We start from the raw sequence: 21,249 nt of genomic DNA, 5'->3' as shown, positions 1-21,249 counted from the left end.
TCACCCCTCAAATCGTTTCAACAAATCCCCACACGGACGCTTACCATCATTAAGTATTTTATATAGATAATTTCCATACCCGCTTTTAATCTGCTCTCCCGCCAAGTTCTCCAATTCTGTATCGCTTATAAAGCCTTGACGATATGCGACTTCTTCGGGGCAAGAAATTCTGAGCCCTTGGCGCTTTTCAATGGTCTGTACGAATTGAGCTGCATTCAATAGATTCTCATGCGTCCCTGTATCTAACCAGGTATAACCTCGACCCATTATTTCCACATTTAATTGATTATCTTTAAGGTAATGCATATTCACATCTGTAATTTCAAGCTCTCCTCGGGAGGAGGGCTTTATATTTTTCGCAATATCACAAACCTGATTGTCATAGAAGTACAATCCGGTAACAGCATAATTTGACTTTGGCTTATCAGGTTTTTCTTCTAAACTAACAACCCGCCCTTCGTTATTAAACTCGGCGACGCCATAACTAGTAGGGTTATCCACATGATACCCAAAAACAGTGGCACCGGACTTTCTTTTCTTGGCTTTGTGTAAAAGCTTTAAAAAACCATGGCCATAAAAAATGTTGTCCCCCAAAATCAAACTGCTTGGGTCACCATTTATGAAATTTTCACCTAATATAAATGCTTGAGCCAAACCATCGGGGCTAGGTTGGGCGACATATTGAATATTCATGCCCCACTGGCTACCATCACCCATTAAACGATAAAACGACTCTTGATCGTGGGGCGTTGTGATAATCAATACGTCTTTGATTCCAGCAAACATTAATGTGGTGAGTGGGTAGTAGATCATCGGTTTATCGTACACCGGCATTAATTGTTTACTCACACCTTTGGTCAGCGGGTACAGGCGTGTTCCAGAACCTCCTGCCAGTATAAGCCCTTTTCGTGTGACGGCACTCATTAAACCCCCTTCTCTTTATCCAGTTCATTCATAAATTGCCGATACGATTTAGCAACCTCTTTTGTGTTTCCTTGGCCCCGGATTACTCCACCTTCAATCCAGATTGCCCGATTGCATACTTTGTCAATCTGACCAGCGTTATGGCTTACAAATACTACTGTTTGGTGTCCATTCAATTTCTCTAACATCGCCTGCTCGGCTTTATGCTTGAAGTGGGTGTCACCCACACTCAGCACTTCATCAATGAGCAAAACGTCCACATCCGTTTTTAATGCGGTTGCGAATCCCAATCGCGCGCGCATCCCGGCGGAGTATGTTCTCACTGGTTGATGAAAGAATTTACCTAGTTCAGCGAATTCCTGAATTGTTTCCAGCGTTGCTTTCGCCTGCTTTTTTGACTTTCCTTGCAACATCGCACTTAAAATGGCGTTGTCTCTTCCACTCAAGTCTGGTCGGAACCCTAGCCCCAGTGTTAACAACGACCGGGTTAACCCGGACTGTAGCTCCAATTGGCCACTAGTAGGATGAACGATGCCTGCGAGAATCCGTAGCAATGAACTCTTTCCGCAGCCATTGCGACCTAAAATTCCAAGTGTCTCTCCGCGCTTTACCTCTAGCGTCAATCCCTTTAAAGCATGGTGTTCAAAAGAACGGAAAGTTCTGGAACGTGTTTTGTAAGTCATAGAAAGATTCGTCGCAGCGAGCAACGTCTTTTTGTCCGTATTCATCCGGCTACCACCTTAGCTGCTATGGTCCGGCTTTGGACACGATAAACAATCTGCACCATCAGTATGCCGGCCATCAATCCCGCACTGAGCAGCGCCAGGTGCTGTAAATCATACATGGCATTTTCCATCAAAACTTGACGATAGGCGTCTATCAGGAATGCCAAAGGGTTATATATCATCAATAACTCTCGGAGCTGTCCATCGCCAATACTGTTAATATCCCAGAATATACCGGAAGAAAACATCAAGAACATGGTTCCCATTTGAATGACCATTCGAAAATCACCTACGAAAGCCACCAAGTAAGCACCCAGCAAAGTACACAGCAATATTAGTAGGTACTCAGCCAGTATGACCGGAAGCAACCATAGCCAGCTAAGGCTAGGCCAATGGCCGTAAAACATCACCATAGCGAAAAGGACCAGAAAGACGACCCATTGCTTGTACAGAGCTTCTTGAATTGAGGTATACGGGAAAAGGGTTTTCGGAATGTCTATCTGGTTAATCAACCCTTTATTTTGCACAATGCTATTCGACCCGGTGTTGACCGACTTGGAGAACCAAAGGAATGGTATTTTCCCGCACATCAGAAACAGCAGGAAATTCTCACGACCAAAATTCAGCAACACTTCAAACACGAAGTAAAAGACCAGTACAAACAAAATGGGTTCCAGCACCCACCAAAGGTAGCTCAGATAGAGCTTCGAGGCTTCCGCCTTCAAGGCCATACGGGCCTGTGTGTCCACCAAACTGATGAATTGCAATGAGTTCATGGGTTTCCAATTTCTTGTCTATAGGTGTGGCTCGCTAACATCGGTGTCTTCGTCGTCCGTAAATGGCTCAGAAATACCCTTCCTGCTTCTTCTTTTCCATACTCGCCGCTTGGTCGTGGTCGATCACCCGGCCTTGCCGCTCGCTGGTTTTAGTCAGCAGCATCTCCTGGATGATCTCCGGCAGTGTGGCCGCGGTGGACTCAATCGCTCCCGTCAATGGGTAGCACCCGAGTGTGCGAAAACGCACCATTTTGTGTTCCGGTGTTTCACCGGGGTGCAGCGGCATGCGGTCGTCGTCCACCATGATCAAGGTGCCGTCCCGCTCCACCACGGGGCGTTTGGCGGCGAAGTACAGGGGCACGATGGGGATGTTCTCCAGGTGAATGTATTGCCAGATGTCCAGCTCCGTCCAGTTGCTCAGCGGGAACACCCGAATGCTCTCTCCCCGGTTCACGCGGCCGTTGTACAGTTTCCACAGTTCCGGGCGTTGGTTTTTCGGGTCCCAACGGTGGTTTTGGTCCCGGAACGAATAGATGCGTTCCTTGGCGCGGCTCTTTTCCTCGTCCCGCCGGGCGCCGCCGAAGGCGGCGTCGAACCGGTGTTTGTTCAGGGCCTGTTTCAACGCCTGGGTTTTCATCACATCGGTGTGCACGGCGCTGCCGTGGGTGAAGGGGCCTATGCCCTGTTCCACACCTTCTTCGTTGATATGCACAATCAGTTCCATGCCCATCTCGGCCGCCATGCGGTCGCGGAACTCGATCATTTCCCGGAACTTCCAGGTGGTGTCCACGTGCATCAACGGGAAGGGGGGCCTGGCCGGCAGGAAGGCTTTTCTGGCCAGGTGCAGCATGACGGCGGAGTCTTTGCCTACCGAGTAGAGCATGACCGGGTTTTCGAATTCGGCCGCCACCTCACGGATGATGTGGATGGATTCGGTTTCCAGTTGTTTTAGGTGGGTTAGGTTTTTGGTCATTTTTTAATCTGTGTTGGTTTTTTGTCGCGCACGGCGTGCGCTCCTACATTTTGGTACTGCCCTCTCCCCAGCCCTCTCCCAGAGGGAGAGGGGGTTTAGGCTTCGGCCCTCTCCTCTCCCGGGGAGAAGGAGTGTTTTTGGGCTTCGGCCCTCTCCCAGAGGGAGAGGGCGTTTTTGCTACAGAAAGTTGTGGACCATGGTTGTGGTCGTAATTCCCGTTATGGCCACCAGCGGCAGGCCGTACGCTACGTAATCCAGCGGTTTGTAGTTGCCGGCAGAGAGCACCATCAAGTTCGTTTGGTAGCCAAAGGGGGTGATGAAGCTGGTGGATGCACCAATCATCACCGTTACCGCTATCTGGTTCACGTTCAGGCCGTAGTATTGGCCCAAGGGTAAAGCAAAGGGCAACATCAGGGCTGCGGCTGAATTGTTGGTCAACAGTTCGGTCACGAGCCAGGTTGCCGCAAAGATCGCGGCGATGGCCAGCATCGGGGTCAGTGGTACCGCTGCCACTTGCTGTATCACTTGGTCGGCGAGCCCGGTTTTGTCGATGGCTCTTGCCAGCGCCAGCGCGCCGATCAGTATCGAAAACAGTTCCAAGTCTAGCCCGGCGCTGAGTTGGGAAGTCTGAGCCAACCCAATCAGTAATGCCAGGCCAATAAAAACCAGCGCAATGTTCAACAGCGGCAGCCCGAGGGCGCTGCCGCCCACCACCATAATCGGAAACGCCGCCAATAAGCCGTATGCGCGCCATCGGGTGTTGGACGGCAGGGCATTGTGGTACCGGTTCAACACCATCAGTTCAGAGGCCGGCAGGCTTGAGGTATGGTTGTTCAAGGCTTCCAACAGCAACAGGTCGCCGGCTTTCAGGGGGTATTGACCCAGCTTGCCGTAGCGTTGTTCGGTCTGGTGAGCGATGCTGACAATCACACTGCCAAAGCGTTTCCGGAACCCCAGTTCTTTTGGCGTTTTACCGATCAGTGAAGACCCGAGCGGTACAACGGCCTCAACCAGATGGGTCGGTTCGGCATCGGATAATGAATAACCGCTGGGAAAATCAATGCCCTTGATGTGAGAGAGCTCTTTCACCAGTTGGGGCGCGCCGAGGAAGATGAGGATGTCGCCTTCCTTCAGGTGTGTTTCGCCGGTGGCTTCCAGCAGTTCTTCCGGCCCACGCCGAACCCGGTACAGGTAGCCGTGTTTCAGGTTACGCAGTTTGGCGGCTTCCACCGTTTTACCGATCAAGGGCCTACCGATGGCGGCGGGAATCTGAAACTGGGTCACCCCATGGGAACTGGTATCCGTTGGCGTTCGGTTGGGCAGCCAGCGGTGAGAGAGGCTGTAATACACCAGAAACAGACACACCAGAGGTACGCCCACCCAGGCCGGGCTCAACAGGCTCAGGCTGTGCTCGGCGTTCAAATCACCCAATAACCCGAACACCACCAGGTTGGTGCTGGTACCCACCAATGTGAGTGTTCCGCCCACGATGGCCGCGAAACTGAGGGGTAACAGGTAGCGACTGGGGGCAGTGTTTCGTCGAATAGCCCATTCCCGAACCGGATGCAACAGCATGGAAACAATCGGTGTGTTGTTCAAAAACCCACTGATGACCGCAACCGGAGCCAACACGTTAATAAACCCGCCTCGTTGGCCATTGGCCCGGGTCAGCAGGTTTTCGATCGGGCGCTCCAACAGGCCGCTTTGCTGCACCAGATGTGCGATAACCAATAGCGCCGCCAGTGTGACGACGCCCTCGTTGGTGAGCCCGCTCAATGTTTCCCCCAGGGTCAACACACCGGACAGATACAGGCCGATGGCTACAGCCACAAACCAGATGGCAGGCTTACCCCGGCCGGAATACAAGCCCACCAGAACGGTGAGCAGGCCGAAACAGGTTATCGCTATTGAGAACCCGTCCATTTATATAGCCTTGCAACCCCATTCCGGAAAGTGTTCGCGAATGTAGGCGTTCAACGCCCGTTCGGCTTCGGTGTAGTCCCGCCCGATCGGTTCCGCGTCGCCGTTGTCCTCAGCCTCTGCTCGCAGTAGACCGGCCCCCACGGTAATGTTGGTCATGCGGTCGATCACGATGAAGGATCCAGTCGCGCGCAGCTTACCGTAGGCATCGAAAATCAATGGATCATTGGTGTTCAATACGCCTGTACCGATCTCGTTCAGTTCAAGTCGTTCGGCCGGTGCTCGCTCCAATGTATTGACATCGGTCCTGGAAGACAGACGTTCGAGCCGCCCCGGGGTAACCAGGGTGCCGCACTTGATGAGGTATTCCTTGCCGGGTACCAGCGGTGTATCGGTCATCCAGACCAAATCGGCCTCCGACCGTCTGGCCTGGGTGGGCACAGTGCCTTTTACGATCATGGAGCCACGGGAAATGTCCACCTCGTCCGTTGTGGTCAGCAGCACCGCCTGGTTGGTGTGTGCTTCTTCGACCGGGTCTCCCGCAAGATAGAGTTGCGCCACCCGGGTTTTGCGGCCACCGGGAAAGACGGTGATCTCGTCGCCAATGGCCAGCGCACCCGCTTCCAGGGTGCCGGTAAAGCCTCGAAAGGAGAGATCCGGCCGTACGACGGATTGGACCGGCAGGCGGGTGAAGTCCGTTGGAAAATCGCTTTCGAGATCGACGGATTCAAGCCATTCGGTCAAGGTCGGGCCGGTGTACCAGCCCATATGTTCACTGGGGGTTACAACATTGTCGCCTTTCAACGCGGACATGGGAATGAACTCGATCTGCTCTATGCCAAGTTGCCGGGCAAAGGCGCGGTAGTCATCCTGAATGTCTTTGAAGCGGTCCTGTCTGAAATCCACCAGGTCCATTTTGTTGATGGCGACCACCAGATGTCGTATGCCGAGCAACGAACAAATGAAGCTGTGGCGGCGAGTTTGTGTTTGCACACCGTGACGGGCGTCGATCAGGATGACGGCGGCTTCAGCTGTCGATGCCCCTGTAGCCATGTTGCGGGTGTATTGTTCATGGCCCGGTGTGTCGGCAATGATGAATTTACGCCGATCGGTACTGAAGAACCGGTAGGCAACATCGATTGTGATGCCCTGTTCACGCTCGGAGGCCAGACCATCCACCAACAAGGCCAGGTCCAGCTCGCCTTCACCGGCCTTGCCCATGGTGCGGCTGTCGTTGGTAATGGCGGCAAGCTGATCTTCGAAAATCATCTTGGAGTCGTGTAGCAGACGGCCGATTAGGGTCGATTTGCCATCATCGACGCTGCCGCAGGTGATGAAGCGCAGCAGGCCTTTGTGTTCATGTTGGTGCAGGTACGCTTCGATGTCGGTACCGATCAGGTCGGATTGGTGTGCCACGTGTGAACCTTAACCCAGTGCTTTGAGGATGGATGAAACGCTGTTGCGTACGTTGGATTGCGACGTATCGATGATCACGTCAGCGGATTCCGGTATTTCATAGGGGTCGCTGACGCCGGTGAACTGCTTGATCACGCCTTCACGGGCTTTCTTGTACAACCCTTTCGGATCTCTGCGCTCACACACCTCGAGCGGAGTATCCAGATAGACTTCAATAAATTGGTCTGGGGTAAAAATAGACCGAACCTGTTGTCGGTCCCGGGCGTAAGGAGAGATGAAAGCGCATATGACGATAAGGCCGGCATCGACCATCAATTTGGCGACTTCCCCTACCCGGCGGATGTTTTCGGCCCGGTCGGCCTCGCTCATTCCAAGATCTTTGTTCAGCCCATGGCGTACGTTGTCACCGTCCAGCAGGAAGGTTTTTACGCCATTGGCATGGAGCGTTGCGTCCAGCGCATTCGCCACGGTGGATTTTCCCGAACCGGACAATCCCGTTAACCAGATGCAGCGGGGGGACTGTCTCAAAAGGTCGGCTCTATCCAATGGAGAGACTGTTTGGTGGTGCCACACAGCTGAAGAGGCCAAGTCTACATCTTTGATTTCGTAAGGTGTCTTTCGCGAAGTGGTCATAGGCCCTTCCTTAGTTTGAAACGATGCAACTGCCTTGGGCGGCGGACTATAACGGACTTTGAAATCCAAAAGCGAGACTGATCTGGCATTCCTGGTTACTCATACCTATGAAGGACATAGCCGTCAACTATACGTGAGGTCCGTCACATTTTCACCACCCGCCATTCGAACGGTGCTTCAGGCTTGAGTCGGTGTTGGTTCGTCATGAACTGCTCAACTGAATTGGTCGTTCAGGCACGCTACCGCCCGGCCGGGTACAGGGCACACCAAGAACGTTCAATTGTTGAACTGACGCATGGTAGGGAGGTTTGCAGGGATTGGTCAAGATGTCGTGGTTGAGTGAATGTTGGGGGTTTGTAGCAGTGCATTCCATTCCCGTTTCTCATGGAATCGTGAGGTCTATGTCAGGCAGAGCCCGTTTCAACAGGTTTTGCAGTGCTCGCTTAGCCCCATTGTCACCATGCACCAGCCGAATGGCGCCCGGGGGCTGGGCCATGCCGGTGGCGAAATCGATCAGGCCGGCTTGGTCCGCGTGGGCGGAGAAGCCGGACAGGCGGTGGATTTGAGCGTTGACGGCGCGGCGTTCGCCGAACAGGTCAATCACCTCCCCTGCCCTCGCCCGCTGGATGCGATTGCCGAGCGTGCCTCTGGCCTGGTAGCCGACGAAGAGGATATCGGTTTGGGGTTTGTCGAGCATGGATTGCAGATAGTTGACGATGCGGCCGCCCTGGCACATGCCGCTGGCGGCCAGGACGATGGCGGGTTGGCCGGTTTTGGCGAGGCGGTTGACCAGGTTGAGGTGGTCGTGGTGGTTTTGAACGGTGATGAGGTTGTCGAAAGCCAGGGGGTAGCGGCCTTGGGTGCGTTTGGTTTGTAGGGGTTCGCGCCAGTGAGCTGATAGTTGGCGGTAGGCTGTTGTTAGGGTTTGGGCGAGGGGAGAGTCGAGGATTATTGGGAGGTCCTTGTAGGAGTGCACTCCGTGCGCGACAGTGTCTTGCCCGGGTTTGATGTCGCGCACGGAGTGCGCTCCTACAGTGAGGTCTTCAATAAACGCCAGCAGTTCCTGTGTCCGCCCCAGACTGAACGCGGGTATCAATATCGTCCCGCCATCCCGCAATGACCGCTCGATCGCTTTGGCCAGTTCGGTTTTGCGGGTTTCCCGGTGTTCGTGGTTGCGGTCTCCGTAGGTGCTTTCCAGCACCAGGATGTCCGCCCGCTCCGGGGGTTGGGGTGGGTCGACGAAGACGGCGCCGGGGGCGCCGAGGTCCCCGCTGAAGACGGTTCGGTGGCCCTGGTGGTCGAATTCGACGTAGGCGGAGCCGAGGATGTGGCCGGCGGATTGGAAGCGCAGTTGGACGGGTTGTTCGCCGGGCAGGTCGTGCCAGTGACCGTAGGGGATGGGCCTGATCTGGCGGCGGATGCGGTCGATGGCGCGTTCGACCAGGGCTTGATCGTCCGGGATGTGAATGCCCAGGGCGTCTTCCAGAACGATGGGCAGCAGTTGGGCTGTGGGTTCGGTGCAGAAGATGGGGCCCCGGAAGCCGGCAGCGATGAGCCAGGGGATGCGGCCGACGTGGTCGATGTGGCAGTGGGTGACGATGAGGGCGTCTATGGTTTTCGGGTTGAAGTCGAAGGCATTGAGCGGGCGGTTGGATTCCGCGCCCTGGAATAGGCCGCAGTCGATCAGATAGCTGGTGTTGGTTTGGGTGTATTGGTGGCAGCTGCCGGTTACGCCTGTGATGGCGCCGTGGTGGGTTAGGGTTGGTTGCATGGGTGGTCCTTTATGGTTTTTTGAGGTTTGACCCTCTCCCTAGCCCTCTCCCAGTGGGAGAGGGGATATATGTCGCGCAGGGACTGCGCTCCTACAGTGTTTTGGCACAATCGTACTTGAAGGTTGGGCGCCTTAGGGTCGATAATAGTTGGACAATCGATCCCTGCTCTAAGGAAGGCGCTGCATGAGAATACTAACAGTATTCGGGACCCGCCCGGAAGCCATCAAGATGGCGCCATTGGCGCTTCGTTTGGCTGATGACAGCCGTTTCGACGCCCGTGTCTGTGTCACCGCTCAACACCGCGATATGCTCGACCAAGTGTTGCGGCTCTTCCACCTCACTCCGGATTACGATCTGAACCTGATGAAGCCCGGCCAGGGGCTGGCTGAGCTGACGGCCGCGATTCTGACCGGTCTGCAGTCCGTACTGGAGGACTTCAAGCCGGACCTGGTGCTGGTACACGGGGATACGACGACCACCTTCATCACCACACTCGCTGCGTTTTATCAGCGCATTCCGGTCGGCCATGTGGAGGCCGGGTTGCGTACCGGCAATCTGTATTCGCCCTGGCCCGAAGAGGCTAACCGCAAGCTGACGGGCACCCTCGCCCGTCTGCATTTCGCGCCGACGGATACAGCCCGTCAGAACCTGCTGAACGAAGGCGTATCCAATGAGTCGATTCATCTGACTGGCAACACTGTGATCGATGCTTTGCTGGATGTGACCGACAAAATCCGGCGCCAGCCCGAGCTCGAAGCGGAACTGGCCGGCCAGTTTGACTTCCTGGACGCGAACAAGCGGTTGATTCTGGTGACCGGCCACCGCCGTGAGAGCTTCGGCAGTGGGTTCGAGAACATTTGTAAGGCGCTCCGACAAATCGCCGAGCGCTATCCGGATGCCCAGGTGCTCTACCCGGTGCATTTGAACCCGAATGTTCAGGAGCCGGTCAACCGCTTACTGAAAGACATCGACAATGTCTTTCTGATCGCCCCCCAGGATTACCTGCCTTTCGTCTACCTGATGAACCGCGCCTATCTGATCCTGACCGATTCCGGTGGCATCCAGGAGGAGGCTCCGTCACTCGGCAAACCCGTGCTGGTGATGCGCGATACCACCGAACGGCCAGAAGCCGTGACCGCCGGTACCGTCAAACTGGTGGGAACGGATACGGGCCTGATCACCAGCGCCGTCCAGGAATTGATGGACGACGAAAACGCATATCGACGCATGAGCCTCTCCCACAACCCCTACGGGGACGGACAGGCGTGCCGTCGCATTATCCAGGCGTTATCCGAGACGTCTCTATAACCGCTTTATCTCGACCCATCGAACTAAGGAGGGTTTTTCATGTCGTTCAATACCATTTCCGTTGTGGGCCTGGGCTATGTCGGCCTGCCCACGGCCGCTGTATTCGCTTCCCGCCGTATGAATGTGATTGGCCTGGACGTAAACCAGGAAGCCATCGATACCATTAACCGGGGCGAAATCCACATCGTGGAGCCGTCATTGGACATCATCGTGCGGGCGGCGGTGACCGAGGGGTATCTGCGCGCCACCAATCACGCCGAGCCGGCGGAAGCGTTTATGATCGCCGTACCCACGCCGTTCAAGGACGACCGGGTTCCGGATCTGTCCTACATACAGGCGGCCGCAAAGATGATCGCACCGGTCTTGGCTGCCGGTAATCTGGTCGTTCTGGAATCCACCTCCCCTGTGGGTACAACCGAGCAATTGTCGGCCTGGCTCGCGGAGGAACGGCCGGATCTCACCTTCCCACATACTCACGGTGAGCGTTCGGACATCCGCATGGCGCATTGTCCGGAACGGGTGCTGCCCGGCCAGGTGATTCGTGAACTGGTCGAGAACGACCGGGTCATCGGCGGCATGACGCCCAAATGCTCCGAAGTCGCCACCCGGCTTTACAAGCAGGTTGTACAAGGCGATTGCATTACCACCACCGCCCGCACCGCCGAACTGGCCAAGCTGACCGAAAACAGCTTCCGCGATGTGAACATCGCTTTCGCCAACGAACTCTCGATGCTGTGCGACAAGCTCGACATCAACGTCTGGGAGATGATCGGCCTGGCCAACCGCCACCCGCGCGTGAACATTCTGACCCCGGGAGCCGGCGTGGGCGGCCACTGCATTGCGGTGGACCCGTGGTTCATCGTCGACAGCTGTCCGGAAGAAGCCCGCATCATCCGCATGGCGCGGGAAATCAACGACTACAAGCCGCAATGGGTGCTTGAGAAAGTGCGCCAGCAACTGGACGGCATTCATGCGGACGAACCCGGCAAGACCCGTCAGGATATCAAGGTCGCCTGCCTGGGCGTGGCCTTCAAACCCAATATCGACGACCTGCGCGAAAGCCCGGCACTCTCCATTACCGAATCCATCGCCGGGCTCGGCTGCCAGGTCATGATCGTCGAACCGAACATCAAGAAGTTGCCTTCAAGACTGGAGCGGGACAATGTCACGCTGACGCCGCTGGCCCGGGCACTGGATGAGGCGGATGTGGTGTGTGTGCTGGTGAAGCACAGTGCGTTCGTTGAGGAGATTGAGGCGATTCGGGGGCGGAGTAAGGTGTTGGATGTAGTGGGGTTGTTGTCGTAGCGTTTTTTTACTTGTCCCTCTCCCTAACCCTCTCCCAATGGGAGAGGAGACATCGATGTCGCGTGCTCAGTCTTCAAGGAAAAGTCGCGCAAAGGCCTTAAAATCACCAAGATGATGATGGCCAATGGCGTGTACAATGGCCCAGTCGATTTCATCGTAGCTGTGCACCATCACATTCCTGAAACCCACGGCCTTTTTAAGGCGGGATGCCAAATCATCGTTAATCAATCCTGCCTCTCTCAAGGCATCAAATGTCTGCCCCATGGTTTTCGGGGCGGCGACACCGGCGTTTTCGGCAAGCCAATGAGACGCTATGTCGACACACAGCTGTACAGCACGGGTCAGATTCAAGGCTACGATATCCTGAGCATCCAAGTCCTTTTCAAGTTGATCGACAGTTCCGGGCAACTTGTCGTTCACTCGTTGAATGTAACGCCGCAGCGACTCTAGCTTTTGATCGATCAGTGCTCTATCCATTGCTTTTGCCGGCCTCTTAAAATGCGTTGCTGATTCGCGCCGAAATCTTCCTGATCCATGATACTCCGGAAGAGCAAATCACCCTTTTCTTTGCTACTTCCGTGTACCAGAACCCCGGTACTAACGATTTCGCTCAATAGGGGTTGCCCGGCCTCCCTAAGGTCAATCACATCGACCGGACGGCCAAACACCTCGGCTAAATGGGTAATCAAGGCTATTTTTTGTTCAGCCGTCAGGGGTTTGTGCATTTGCACGGCCAGATCCAGGTCGCTGTCCGCCGTGGCCTGGTTCCTGGCCACGGACCCAAACAACAACGCCATTTGCAAGTTCGGCCACTCGGCCAGTTCCGCCTTCAGGCGAACCAAGGTGTCGGCATCCGTCATGCGTGATATCCGGTGGAATTTTCGAGGACTATAGTATAGAACCTTGGTTCCTACAGGTGTTAGGCCATTGGGGCGGTCATTAAACTGTTTCAGCTCAATGCCTGGATGGCGGTACGGATAAACGCCAGCGGTCTACGATAGTGGCCGTCCTCGATAACGGAACGGACGATGCTGTCATCAATATCCAGGTAGTCATGTACCAGGGCATTGCGAAGACCGACCATTTTGCGCCAATCGTCGCTTTCCTCGATCAATCGTTCCGCCTGCAGCCGCTTGAATGCCTGCAGGGCTTCGGTGGCCACGTGACCGGTTTCAGCTTTACACCAGTGCTTGGCGATTCCAATGGCCGCTTCTATCAGGGTTTGCAGGGTCCGTTCTGCGGCTAATTCCTCGAATCGCCCCCAGGGGAGGTCTTTTAACCGCGCTTTCAGTCGGTCTATATCGGCTTCACATTCGCTCGCGTGTTCCTGGATGGACGCCAGGTATTGCGCCGGTACACGGTAGGCCATCAGCCAAACCTCTTCTGGTGGTACAGATAGTCGATTTCCCATTTGGACAGGATGCGGGATTCCAGCACGATGCGGACTTCAGGCGCTTTATCGACCAACAACAATCCCTGTTCAAGAATGCTGACGCCCAGTGGAATGGGTGCTATGGCCAAGTCGACCACGCTGAGTCTGTCTTCGGGCAGGTTAAGCGTCGACTGCCATTCCAAAGCCTTTTCTTCGGGCCTGAGCCTCCGGTCGAGTGGGTCTTTTACCGGTTCCCGAAAGAGTATCGCCAGGTCGTAGTCGCTCCCCGAATGGTGGTCGCCTCGGGCTCGTGAGCCGTACAGCCACAGCGTGGTGACGTCCGGCGCTTTCTCGATCAACCGGATCAGACTGTTCAGGACAGGATCGTGCATGCTCGGGCTCTGGTTGGGCTTAGGGACAGTGTATGGCTGGTGGGTGGTTGTCACAAGGAGGGTTACATTACCGTTTCCCCCTCTCCCTACCCCTCTCCCAGCGGGAGAGGGAACAAATGTCGCGCAGGGACCCGTGTGCGGACCATGGCTCCTACAAGTGATACCCCGCCGGGGCCGCGATGAAGAACGGGTTCAGTACCGAGTCTTTCTGGTTGTACTGAAGGGTCTGCCCACTTTCGGCTTCGACGATCTTGCCACCGGCACCGGTCAGCACGGCATGGGCGGCGGCGGTGTCCCATTCGCTGGTCGGGCCCAGGCGTGGGTAGAGGTCGGCTTCGCCTTCGGCGACGAGGCAGATTTTCAGGGAGCTGCCCATGCTTTTAATCGTCGGGTTGTCGAAGCGTTCGATGAATGTTTTGAACTCCTCGCTTTGGTGCGAGCGACTGCCGACGATGCGCCAGCCGGTGTTGTCTTCCGGCAGCTCGGTTACTTCGATGGTGTGCACCTTGTCGCCCTGCTCTTTCCAGCTGCCCTGCTGGACGCTGCCGCCGTAATAGGTCCACTCCAGCGCCGGGGCATAGACCACACCCCAGACCGGTTCGCCGTTGTCGATGAGTGCGATGTTGACGGTGAATTCGCCGTTTTTCTTGATGAATTCCTTGGTGCCGTCCAGCGGGTCGATGAGCCAATAGCGGCTCCACTGTTGCCGTTCGCTCCAGGGCAATTCGCTGCTTTCTTCGGAAAGGACGGGAATGTCCGGGGTGATGTGTTCAAGCCCCTGGATGATGGCGGTGTGGGATGCCAGGTCGGCCTCGGTCAACGGGCTTTTGTCGTCCTTCTCTTCGACGGCGAAGTCCCGTTCGTAGATGGCCATGATGGCCTGGCCGGCTTCCTTGGCGAGTTGAATGACGTCGTTGAAGGGGATGTTTTGCATGTTGGGTTCCGTTTTTAGATTGGTTGGTCGCGCACAGAGTGCGCTCCTACAGTAATAAATACACGATTGTTACTGTCGTCACCGCCGATATTACTACCAGCGGCAGGCCGAATTTCACGTAGTCGATCGGTTTGTAGTTGCCGGCTGAGAGCACCATCAGGTTGGTTTGGTATCCGAACGGTGTCACGAAGCTGGCGGAGGCGGCAATCATGACGGTGATGGCCACCTGATTTACGCTCAAACCATACAGAGCGCCTATCGGTAACGCAAAGGGCAGCATCAGGGCGGCGGCGGAGTTGTTGGTGAGCAGTTCGGTCATCAGCCAGGTCAACATAAAAATCGCGGCCAGGGCCCACAGCGGTGTGAGCGGCAGGCCGTTCAGCAGGCTGACAACGGCGTCGGCGAGCCCGGTTTTATCAACCGCTCGGGCCAGGGCCAGAGCGCCGACGAGGATGGCGAACAGTTCCAGCTCAATGCCCTTGGGCAATTGGTTGGGCCGGGCCAGGCCGGTGAGCAGCGCAAGCGCGATGAACACCAGGGCGATGTCGAGTAATGGGAAACCGAGCGCGCTGCCCAGTAACACCATAGCCGGGAACGCCAGCAATGTCAGGTAGCTGCGCCGCCGGGCCTGTGGCGGCTGCCCGCTGTGGTAGCGATTGAGCACCATCAGGTCGGATGCGGCAATGCGGGTTTTATGGTCGTTCTGGGTTTCCAGCAACAGAAGGTCGCCGGCCTTGAGCGTGTATTGCCCCAGCTTGCCGAAACGCTGCTCGGTCTGGTGGGCGATGCTGACGATGACGCTGCCGAATCGCTTGCGGAAGCCGACCTCCTTGGCCGTTTTACCGATCAGCGACGACCCCATGGGGACGACCGCTTCGACCAGGTGGGTGGGTTCGGCACCTTCCAGTGTGTCGTGGTTGCTGAATTCGACACCCTTGAGATGGGACAGCTCCTTAACCAGTTGAGGGGCGCCCAGAAACACCAGTTGGTCCCCCGCATGCAGCCGGGTCTGGCTGTCGACTTCCAGCACCTCGTCGGTGGCGCGCACCAGACGATAGAGATAGCCATGTTTCAGGTTCCGTAACTGGGCGTCCTGCACGGACTGGCCGGCGATGGCGTCGGTCACCCGCGCCGGGATCTGGAAATGGGTCACCGTCTGGCTGCGGGTGTCCGCCGGTGTACGATTAGGCAGCCGATGGCGGGCGAACCAGTAATAGATCAGAAAGAGCACTGTCAGCGGCAGCCCGACCCAGGCCGGAGACAGCAAATGAAGCGAATGGTCCAGCTCCATATCCTTGACCAGACCGAACACCACCAGGTTGGTGCTGGTGCCGATCAACGTCAGGGTCCCGCCGACGATGGCGGCATAGCTCAACGGCATCAGGAACTGGCTGGGTGCCATCCCCCGGTCCAGTGCCCATTGTCGGATGGGGTGCACCAGCATGGAGACGATCGGCGTGTTGTTGAGAAAGCCGCTCACCAGAGCCACCGGCGCCAGAATCCCGATAAAGCCGGCCCCATTGCGGTTGGCGCGGTTCAGCATGGCTTCGATGGGTTTTTCGAGCAGGCCGCTGTCCTGTACCAGGAAGGCGATGATCATCAGCAACGCCAGGGTGACGACGCCTTCGTTGGTCAGGCCGGTGAGGACCTCCGGCAGGGTGAGCACACCGGCCAGGTACAGGACAACCGCGACCGTGACGAACCAGTAGGCCGGGCGGCCACGGTTGGAATAGAGGCCGATGATGATGGCGATGAGGCCGGTGAGTGTGAGAATTGATTCCAAAGTCATGGCTAATATCGTAGGAGCGCACTCCGTGCGCGACCGGTAGAATACGGTGCCTTGGATATAGGTCGCGCACGGAGTGCGCTCCTACCTGGGATCCTATGCCAGCGCATTCAGTACGGTCTTAACCGCTTTCTCCACATTCACCTTGGACGTATCGATCACCACCTCGGCCGCTTCGGGTGCTTCATAGGGGTCGCTGACGCCGGTGAATTGCTTGATCACCCCTTCCCTCGCCTTTTTATACAGGCCTTTCGGGTCGCGCTCTTCGCACACTTCCAACGGTGTATCCAGGTACACTTCCAGGAACTGGCCCGGTGCGAAGATGGAGCGGACCATCTGGCGATCGCGCTGATACGGGGAAATGAAGGCGCAGATCACGATCAGGCCGGCGTCGACCATCAATTTGGATACCTCGCCCACCCGGCGGATGTTCTCGGCCCGGTCGGTCTCGGTCATGCCCAGGTCCTTGTTCAGGCCGTGGCGAACGTTGTCGCCATCGAGCAGGAAGGTCTTGGCGCCGTTGCTGTGCAGGGCGACGTCGAGGGCGTTGGCAACAGTGGACTTGCCGGAACCGGACAGCCCGGTCAGCCAGATGCAGCGCGGGGTCTGTTGCATCAGACGGGCGCGGTCGGTGGGGCTGACGGCGTGTTTGTGCCAAACGGCGTCCGAGGCGAGGTCGAGGTCTTTGATTTCGTAGGGGGAATCCATCGATTCGGTCATGCTCTCATCCTTGAAGGTTTTGGGAGTGTGGTTAGCCACTATAGTCCAAGGTTCGGTCGGGTTCGAGACTTAACCTTATGACGGTTGCGTTGCGGGATTATGACGGATTTGGGTGGGGGATGGGAATAGGGATTGGGTCGCGCACGGAGTGCGCTCCTACATTTCCCGTAGGAGCGCACGCGAACCAGGCTTTCGTAGGAGCGCACGCCGTGCGCGACAAGCCCTAACTAATCTTCGTCCCCGGCTTCACCGCCGAATCCGCCTCCATCACCCAAAGCTCATCTCCGCCACCGGCGGCCAGCACCATCCCTTCGGACACACCGAACCGCATCTTCCGGGGCTTGAGGTTGTACACCAGCACCACGTTCTTGCCAGTCAGGTCTTCCGGCTGGTAATGGCTCTTGATACCGGAGAACACCTGGCGGGTCTCGCCGTTGCCGACGTCGAGCTTGAGTTTCAGCAGTTTATCCGCGCCTTCGACGTGATCGGCTTCAATCACCCTGGCCACGCGCAGGTCGACCTTGGCGAAGTCGCCGAATTCGATCTCCTGGCTTCCCTCTTCCGGCTTGTCCTGCTTGGACTCGGCTTTCTTCTTCTCGGCCGCTTTCGGGCCGGGTTTGGCTTCGGCGGCGGCGTCTTCCTTGCTGGCTTCGATCAGGTCGTCGATCTGGGTCATCTCGATGCGGGTCAGCAACGGCTTGAACTTGTTGATCGCGTGGCCGGTCAGGACGGTCTCGCGGTCGGTGAAATTCAGCGAGTCGACGTTCAGGAACGCCTTCACCTTGTCGCTCATGGCCGGCAGGACCGGGCCGAGGTAGATGGCGATCAACCGGAACAGGTGAATGCCCATGGAGCAAACGTCCTGAACTTCCTGTTCACGGCCTTCCTCTTTGCTCATCACCCAGGGGGCCTTGGACTGGATGTATTCGTTGGCACGGTCGGCCAGGGCCATGATCTCGCGAATGGCCTTGCTGAACTCACGGCGCTCGTAGGCCCCGGCGATGTCGATGCCGGCCTGCTGGAAGGCGGCCAGCATCTCGGGTTCGGCCACGTTGTCGCTTAGCGAACCACCGCCCTTCTTGATGAACCCGGCACATCGGCTGGCGATGTTGATCACCTTGCCGACCAGGTCGGAATTCACGCGCTGGGCGAAGTCGGTCAGGCTCAGGTCGATGTCCTCGACGCCGGCACCCAGCTTGGCGGCATAGTAGTACCGCAGGTATTCCGGGTTCAGGTGCTCGAGGTAGGTCTTGGCCATGATGAAGGTGCCGCGGGATTTGGACATCTTCTCGCCGTTGACTGTGATGTAGCCGTGCGCGAACACCCCGTCCGGCTTGCGGAAGTCGGCGCTGTCCAGCATGGCCGGCCAGAACAGGGCGTGGAAATTGATGATGTCCTTGCCGATGAAGTGGTACAGCTCGGCTTTGGAGTCTTTCTTCCAGTATTCGTCGAATTCCAGGTCGTCGCGGCGGTCGCACAGGTTCTTGAAGCTGGCCATGTAGCCGATGGGTGCGTCCAGCCAGACGTAGAAATACTTGCCCGGCGCGTCGGGAATTTCGAATCCGAAGTACGGGGCGTCACGGCTGACATCCCATTCCTGCAGTTCGGCGTCCAGCCATTCGGCCAGCTTGTTGGCGACGCTGTCCTGCAGGGTGCCGGAACGGGTCCATTCACGCAGCATGCCCTGGAACTCGGGCAACGTGAAAAAGTAGTGTTCGGACTCTTTCTCCACCGGCGTGGCACCGGTGTAGACGGACTTGGGGTTGACCAGTTCGTTTGGCTCGTAGGTCGCGCTGCACACTTCGCAGGCGTCGCCGTACTGATCTTCGCTACCACACTTCGGACAGGTGCCCTTGACGAACCGGTCCGCCAGGAAGATCTCTTTTTCCGGGTCGAACAGCTGACGGATGGTCCGCGTGCTGATGTGGCCGTTGGTCTTCAACCGGGTGTAGATCAGCTCCGCGAAATAGCGGTTTTCCTCGGAATGGGTGCTGTAATAGTTGTGGTGGTCGATTAAAAAGCCACGAAAATCCCGGACATGCTCTTCCTGCATGGCCTTGATGTGGTCTTCCGGGGTTTTGCCTTCCTTTTCGGCCCGCAGCATGACCGCGGTGCCGTGCGTATCGTCCGCGCAGACATAAGTGCACATGTTGCCCATGCTGTTCTGGAACCGGACCCAGATGTCCGTTTGGATATGTTCCAGCATGTGGCCCAGGTGGATCGGGCCGTTGGCGTATGGCAGGGCACTGGTCACCAGTATCTTGCGGGGTTCGCTCATCTGTACGCACTTCCTCGAAGGTGGATGGACTTGACCGAACGGGCAACGCCCGCCGGAAAGGGCCCGACAGTTTACCTGATGTCGGGTGGATGAGAAACGGGCACGCCCTGCTGTAGGAGCGCAGGCCCTTGCGCGACACCCTGTAGGAGCCATGGTCCGCACGCGGCTCCGTGCACGACATCGAAGAGCCTCGTAGGGTGGGCACCGCCCACCATGGTCTGGCCGATGCCACCGTATAAATTGGTGGGCAGTGCCCACCCTAGGGAACCGGTACAGAGACTTCATCAATGCGGGTCGCGCACGGAGTGCGCTCCTACAAGCCAAATGATATTCTTGCCAAAATTTTCTCCGAGGAGACCCGAACGGTGATCATCCCCGTTCTGCTGGCCGGTGGCGTGGGTTCCCGCCTTTGGCCGGTATCGCGCGAACTCTTTCCCAAACAGTGCATTAATCTGACCCGGCCGGACCGCAGTCTGGTCCAGCAAACGGTTGAACGCGCCCAAAAGGCCAAACTCTCCGCGGACCCGATTCTGGTCTGCAACGACGAGCACCGTTTTTTGATTGCCCAGCAACTGGCGGATCTGGGCGTGCGCAGCGATATTATCCTGGAGCCGGAAGGCCGCAACACGGCACCGGCCATCGCCCTGGCGGCGTTTCAGGCGATCGAGCGGGATCCGGAGGCGACGCTGGTGGTGCTGCCCGCGGACCATGTGATCGAAAACATCGACGCCTTCACCGAAGCGATGGACAAAGCCATCGCCGGTGCGGCGGAGGACAAGCTGGTCACCTTCGGCGTCAAACCCAGCTATCCGGAAACCGGCTACGGCTACATCGAAGCCGAACAAATCGGATCTGTCAGCCCGGTCAAAGCGTTCCGCGAAAAGCCGGATCTGGAGACCGCCAAACGCTATGTCGCCGCCGGTAACTATTACTGGAACAGCGGCATGTTCGTGTTCAAGGCGCGGGTCTATCTCGACGAATTGAAGCAGCGCCAGCCGGCCATTTATAAAGCGGTCGAACAGGCCATGGCGAATAAATACGCCGACCTCGACTTTGTCCGCGTCGATGCCGAGGCCTTCGCGCAAAGCCCGTCGGACTCGATCGACTACGCCATCATGGAACACACTGACCGTGCCTTGGTTGTGCCTTACGATGGCGACTGGAACGACATCGGCGCCTGGTCGGCGTTGTACGATCTGAGCGAGAAAGACGCGGACGACAACGTTCTGCAAGGCGATGTCATGAGTCTGGATTCGACCGGCAACCTGGTCCGCGCCGAACACCGCCTGGTCGCGACCGTGGGTGTGCAGGACCTGGCTATTATCGAAACCGACGACGCCGTGGTGGTGATCCCGCGCGAGCGGGCCCAGGATGTGAAACACATCGTGAACCGGATCAAGGAGCAGGGTCGCAGCGAACACCATGTACACGCCACCGTGCATCGGCCCTGGGGCTCGTACAAGACGATCAACGCCGGGCCGCGTCATCAGGTGAAGCGGATCACCGTCAAACCGGGCGAGAAGTTGTCCGTACAGATGCACCATCATCGCGCCGAACACTGGGTTGTGGTGCACGGGACGGCGAACGTGACCATCGGCGAGAAGACGCAGCTGTTGAGCGAGAACGAGTCGATTTATATCCCGATCGGGACCGTGCATGCACTGGAAAACCCCGGGAAGATCCCGCTGGAGTTGATCGAAGTGCAGACGGGGACCTATTTGGGGGAGGATGATATTGTTCGGTTTACGGATCGGTATGGTCGGAGCTGAATCAATCCGGGGTCGACCACGTACTTCGTAGGAGCGCACTCTGTGCGCGACATCATACCCTGGCAACGTACACTCTGATCGCGCACGGCGTGCGCTCCTACATGAAGAGGAACTGGTTAGTTGGTTGGATCACGCGCTAACGCGCTACCGAACCGTCGGACCGATCCAACCTACACTGCCCCGTAGGAGCGCACGCCGTGCGCGACATTGTTCCGAGGCACCACATCCTACCGATCGCGCACGGCG

19 protein-coding genes are annotated in these 21,249 nt (G+C 57.1%); 3 read left to right on the top strand and 16 right to left on the bottom strand.

Annotated features, from left to right (window positions below; genetic code table 11):
• The 8 genes from rfbA to IE111_RS14880 form a co-directional block, all read right to left on the bottom strand.
• Positions 1–924, bottom strand: a complete 924-nt coding sequence (gene rfbA, locus IE111_RS14915) for a glucose-1-phosphate thymidylyltransferase RfbA (RefSeq protein ID WP_189610145.1) — start codon at positions 922–924, stop codon at positions 1–3.
• Positions 924–1,652: an ABC transporter ATP-binding protein gene (locus IE111_RS14910; RefSeq protein ID WP_189610143.1), complete on the bottom strand. Its 729-nt coding sequence runs from the start codon at positions 1,650–1,652 to the stop codon at positions 924–926. The genes rfbA and IE111_RS14910 overlap by 1 nt, the downstream gene beginning before the upstream one ends.
• A complete protein-coding gene (locus tag IE111_RS14905) occupies positions 1,649–2,425 on the bottom strand; it encodes an ABC transporter permease (protein ID WP_189610142.1) in 777 nt (258 codons plus the stop codon). The genes IE111_RS14910 and IE111_RS14905 overlap by 4 nt, the downstream gene beginning before the upstream one ends.
• A gap of 67 nt (positions 2,426–2,492) precedes the next feature.
• Positions 2,493–3,398: a sulfate adenylyltransferase subunit CysD gene (gene cysD, locus IE111_RS14900; RefSeq protein ID WP_189610141.1), complete on the bottom strand. Its 906-nt coding sequence runs from the start codon at positions 3,396–3,398 to the stop codon at positions 2,493–2,495.
• A gap of 177 nt (positions 3,399–3,575) precedes the next feature.
• Positions 3,576–5,321 carry an SLC13 family permease gene (locus IE111_RS14895; RefSeq protein WP_189610140.1) on the bottom strand — a complete coding sequence of 582 codons (1,746 nt, stop codon included), beginning with the start codon at positions 5,319–5,321 and terminating at the stop codon, positions 3,576–3,578.
• Positions 5,322–6,734, bottom strand: coding sequence for a sulfate adenylyltransferase subunit CysN (cysN, locus tag IE111_RS14890; protein WP_189610139.1), 1,413 nt, complete (start codon positions 6,732–6,734; stop codon positions 5,322–5,324).
• A gap of 9 nt (positions 6,735–6,743) precedes the next feature.
• Positions 6,744–7,367, bottom strand: a complete 624-nt coding sequence (gene cysC, locus IE111_RS14885) for an adenylyl-sulfate kinase (RefSeq protein WP_189610138.1) — start codon at positions 7,365–7,367, stop codon at positions 6,744–6,746.
• Positions 7,368–7,749: 382 nt separating this feature from the next.
• A complete protein-coding gene (locus IE111_RS14880; protein WP_189610137.1) occupies positions 7,750–9,138 on the bottom strand; it encodes an MBL fold metallo-hydrolase in 1,389 nt (462 codons plus the stop codon).
• Positions 9,139–9,322: 184 nt separating this feature from the next.
• Between IE111_RS14880 and wecB the strand changes: the two genes are divergently transcribed.
• A complete protein-coding gene (gene wecB / locus IE111_RS14875) occupies positions 9,323–10,447 on the top strand; it encodes a non-hydrolyzing UDP-N-acetylglucosamine 2-epimerase (RefSeq protein WP_189610135.1) in 1,125 nt (374 codons plus the stop codon).
• A 39-nt stretch (positions 10,448–10,486) separates the two neighbouring features.
• Positions 10,487–11,752, top strand: a complete 1,266-nt coding sequence (gene wecC / locus IE111_RS14870; protein WP_189610133.1) for a UDP-N-acetyl-D-mannosamine dehydrogenase — start codon at positions 10,487–10,489, stop codon at positions 11,750–11,752.
• A gap of 66 nt (positions 11,753–11,818) precedes the next feature.
• Here wecC and hepT (IE111_RS14865) read toward each other — a convergent pair whose 3' ends face one another.
• The 8 genes from hepT (IE111_RS14865) to metG form a co-directional block, all read right to left on the bottom strand.
• Positions 11,819–12,229: a type VII toxin-antitoxin system HepT family RNase toxin gene (gene hepT, locus IE111_RS14865; protein WP_189610131.1), complete on the bottom strand. Its 411-nt coding sequence runs from the start codon at positions 12,227–12,229 to the stop codon at positions 11,819–11,821.
• Positions 12,214–12,612 (bottom strand): type VII toxin-antitoxin system MntA family adenylyltransferase antitoxin, encoded by a 399-nt coding sequence (gene mntA / locus IE111_RS14860; protein ID WP_189610129.1) that lies wholly within the window; start codon positions 12,610–12,612, stop codon positions 12,214–12,216. The genes hepT (IE111_RS14865) and mntA (IE111_RS14860) overlap by 16 nt, the downstream gene beginning before the upstream one ends.
• Before the next feature lie 89 nt (positions 12,613–12,701).
• On the bottom strand, positions 12,702–13,121 hold the full coding sequence (gene hepT / locus IE111_RS14855; protein WP_189610127.1) for a type VII toxin-antitoxin system HepT family RNase toxin: 420 nt from the start codon (positions 13,119–13,121) through the stop codon (positions 12,702–12,704).
• Positions 13,121–13,516 (bottom strand): type VII toxin-antitoxin system MntA family adenylyltransferase antitoxin, encoded by a 396-nt coding sequence (gene mntA, locus IE111_RS14850; protein WP_189610125.1) that lies wholly within the window; start codon positions 13,514–13,516, stop codon positions 13,121–13,123. Before mntA (IE111_RS14850) ends, hepT (IE111_RS14855) begins: the two co-directional genes overlap by 1 nt.
• A 151-nt stretch (positions 13,517–13,667) precedes the next feature.
• Positions 13,668–14,450: a 3'(2'),5'-bisphosphate nucleotidase CysQ gene (gene cysQ, locus IE111_RS14845; RefSeq protein ID WP_189610124.1), complete on the bottom strand. Its 783-nt coding sequence runs from the start codon at positions 14,448–14,450 to the stop codon at positions 13,668–13,670.
• A 46-nt stretch (positions 14,451–14,496) separates the two neighbouring features.
• Positions 14,497–16,239: an SLC13 family permease gene (locus IE111_RS14840; RefSeq protein ID WP_189610123.1), complete on the bottom strand. Its 1,743-nt coding sequence runs from the start codon at positions 16,237–16,239 to the stop codon at positions 14,497–14,499.
• Positions 16,240–16,332: 93 nt separating this feature from the next.
• Positions 16,333–16,956 (bottom strand): adenylyl-sulfate kinase, encoded by a 624-nt coding sequence (gene cysC / locus IE111_RS14835; protein WP_229805375.1) that lies wholly within the window; start codon positions 16,954–16,956, stop codon positions 16,333–16,335.
• A gap of 223 nt (positions 16,957–17,179) precedes the next feature.
• Positions 17,180–19,234, bottom strand: a complete 2,055-nt coding sequence (gene metG / locus IE111_RS14830; protein WP_189610122.1) for a methionine--tRNA ligase — start codon at positions 19,232–19,234, stop codon at positions 17,180–17,182.
• A 365-nt stretch (positions 19,235–19,599) separates the two neighbouring features.
• On the opposite strand from metG, the gene IE111_RS14825 reads away from it, so the two are divergent.
• On the top strand, positions 19,600–21,003 hold the full coding sequence (locus IE111_RS14825; protein ID WP_229805374.1) for a mannose-1-phosphate guanylyltransferase/mannose-6-phosphate isomerase: 1,404 nt from the start codon (positions 19,600–19,602) through the stop codon (positions 21,001–21,003).
• Positions 21,004–21,249: the final 246 nt, after the last annotated feature.

The organism is Saccharospirillum salsuginis, assembly GCF_014651855.1.
GTDB classification, from domain to species: Bacteria; Pseudomonadota; Gammaproteobacteria; order Pseudomonadales; family Natronospirillaceae; genus Saccharospirillum; species Saccharospirillum salsuginis.
Note: the sequence above shows the minus strand (reverse complement) of the source record. Positions and strands in the feature narration are given on the sequence as shown.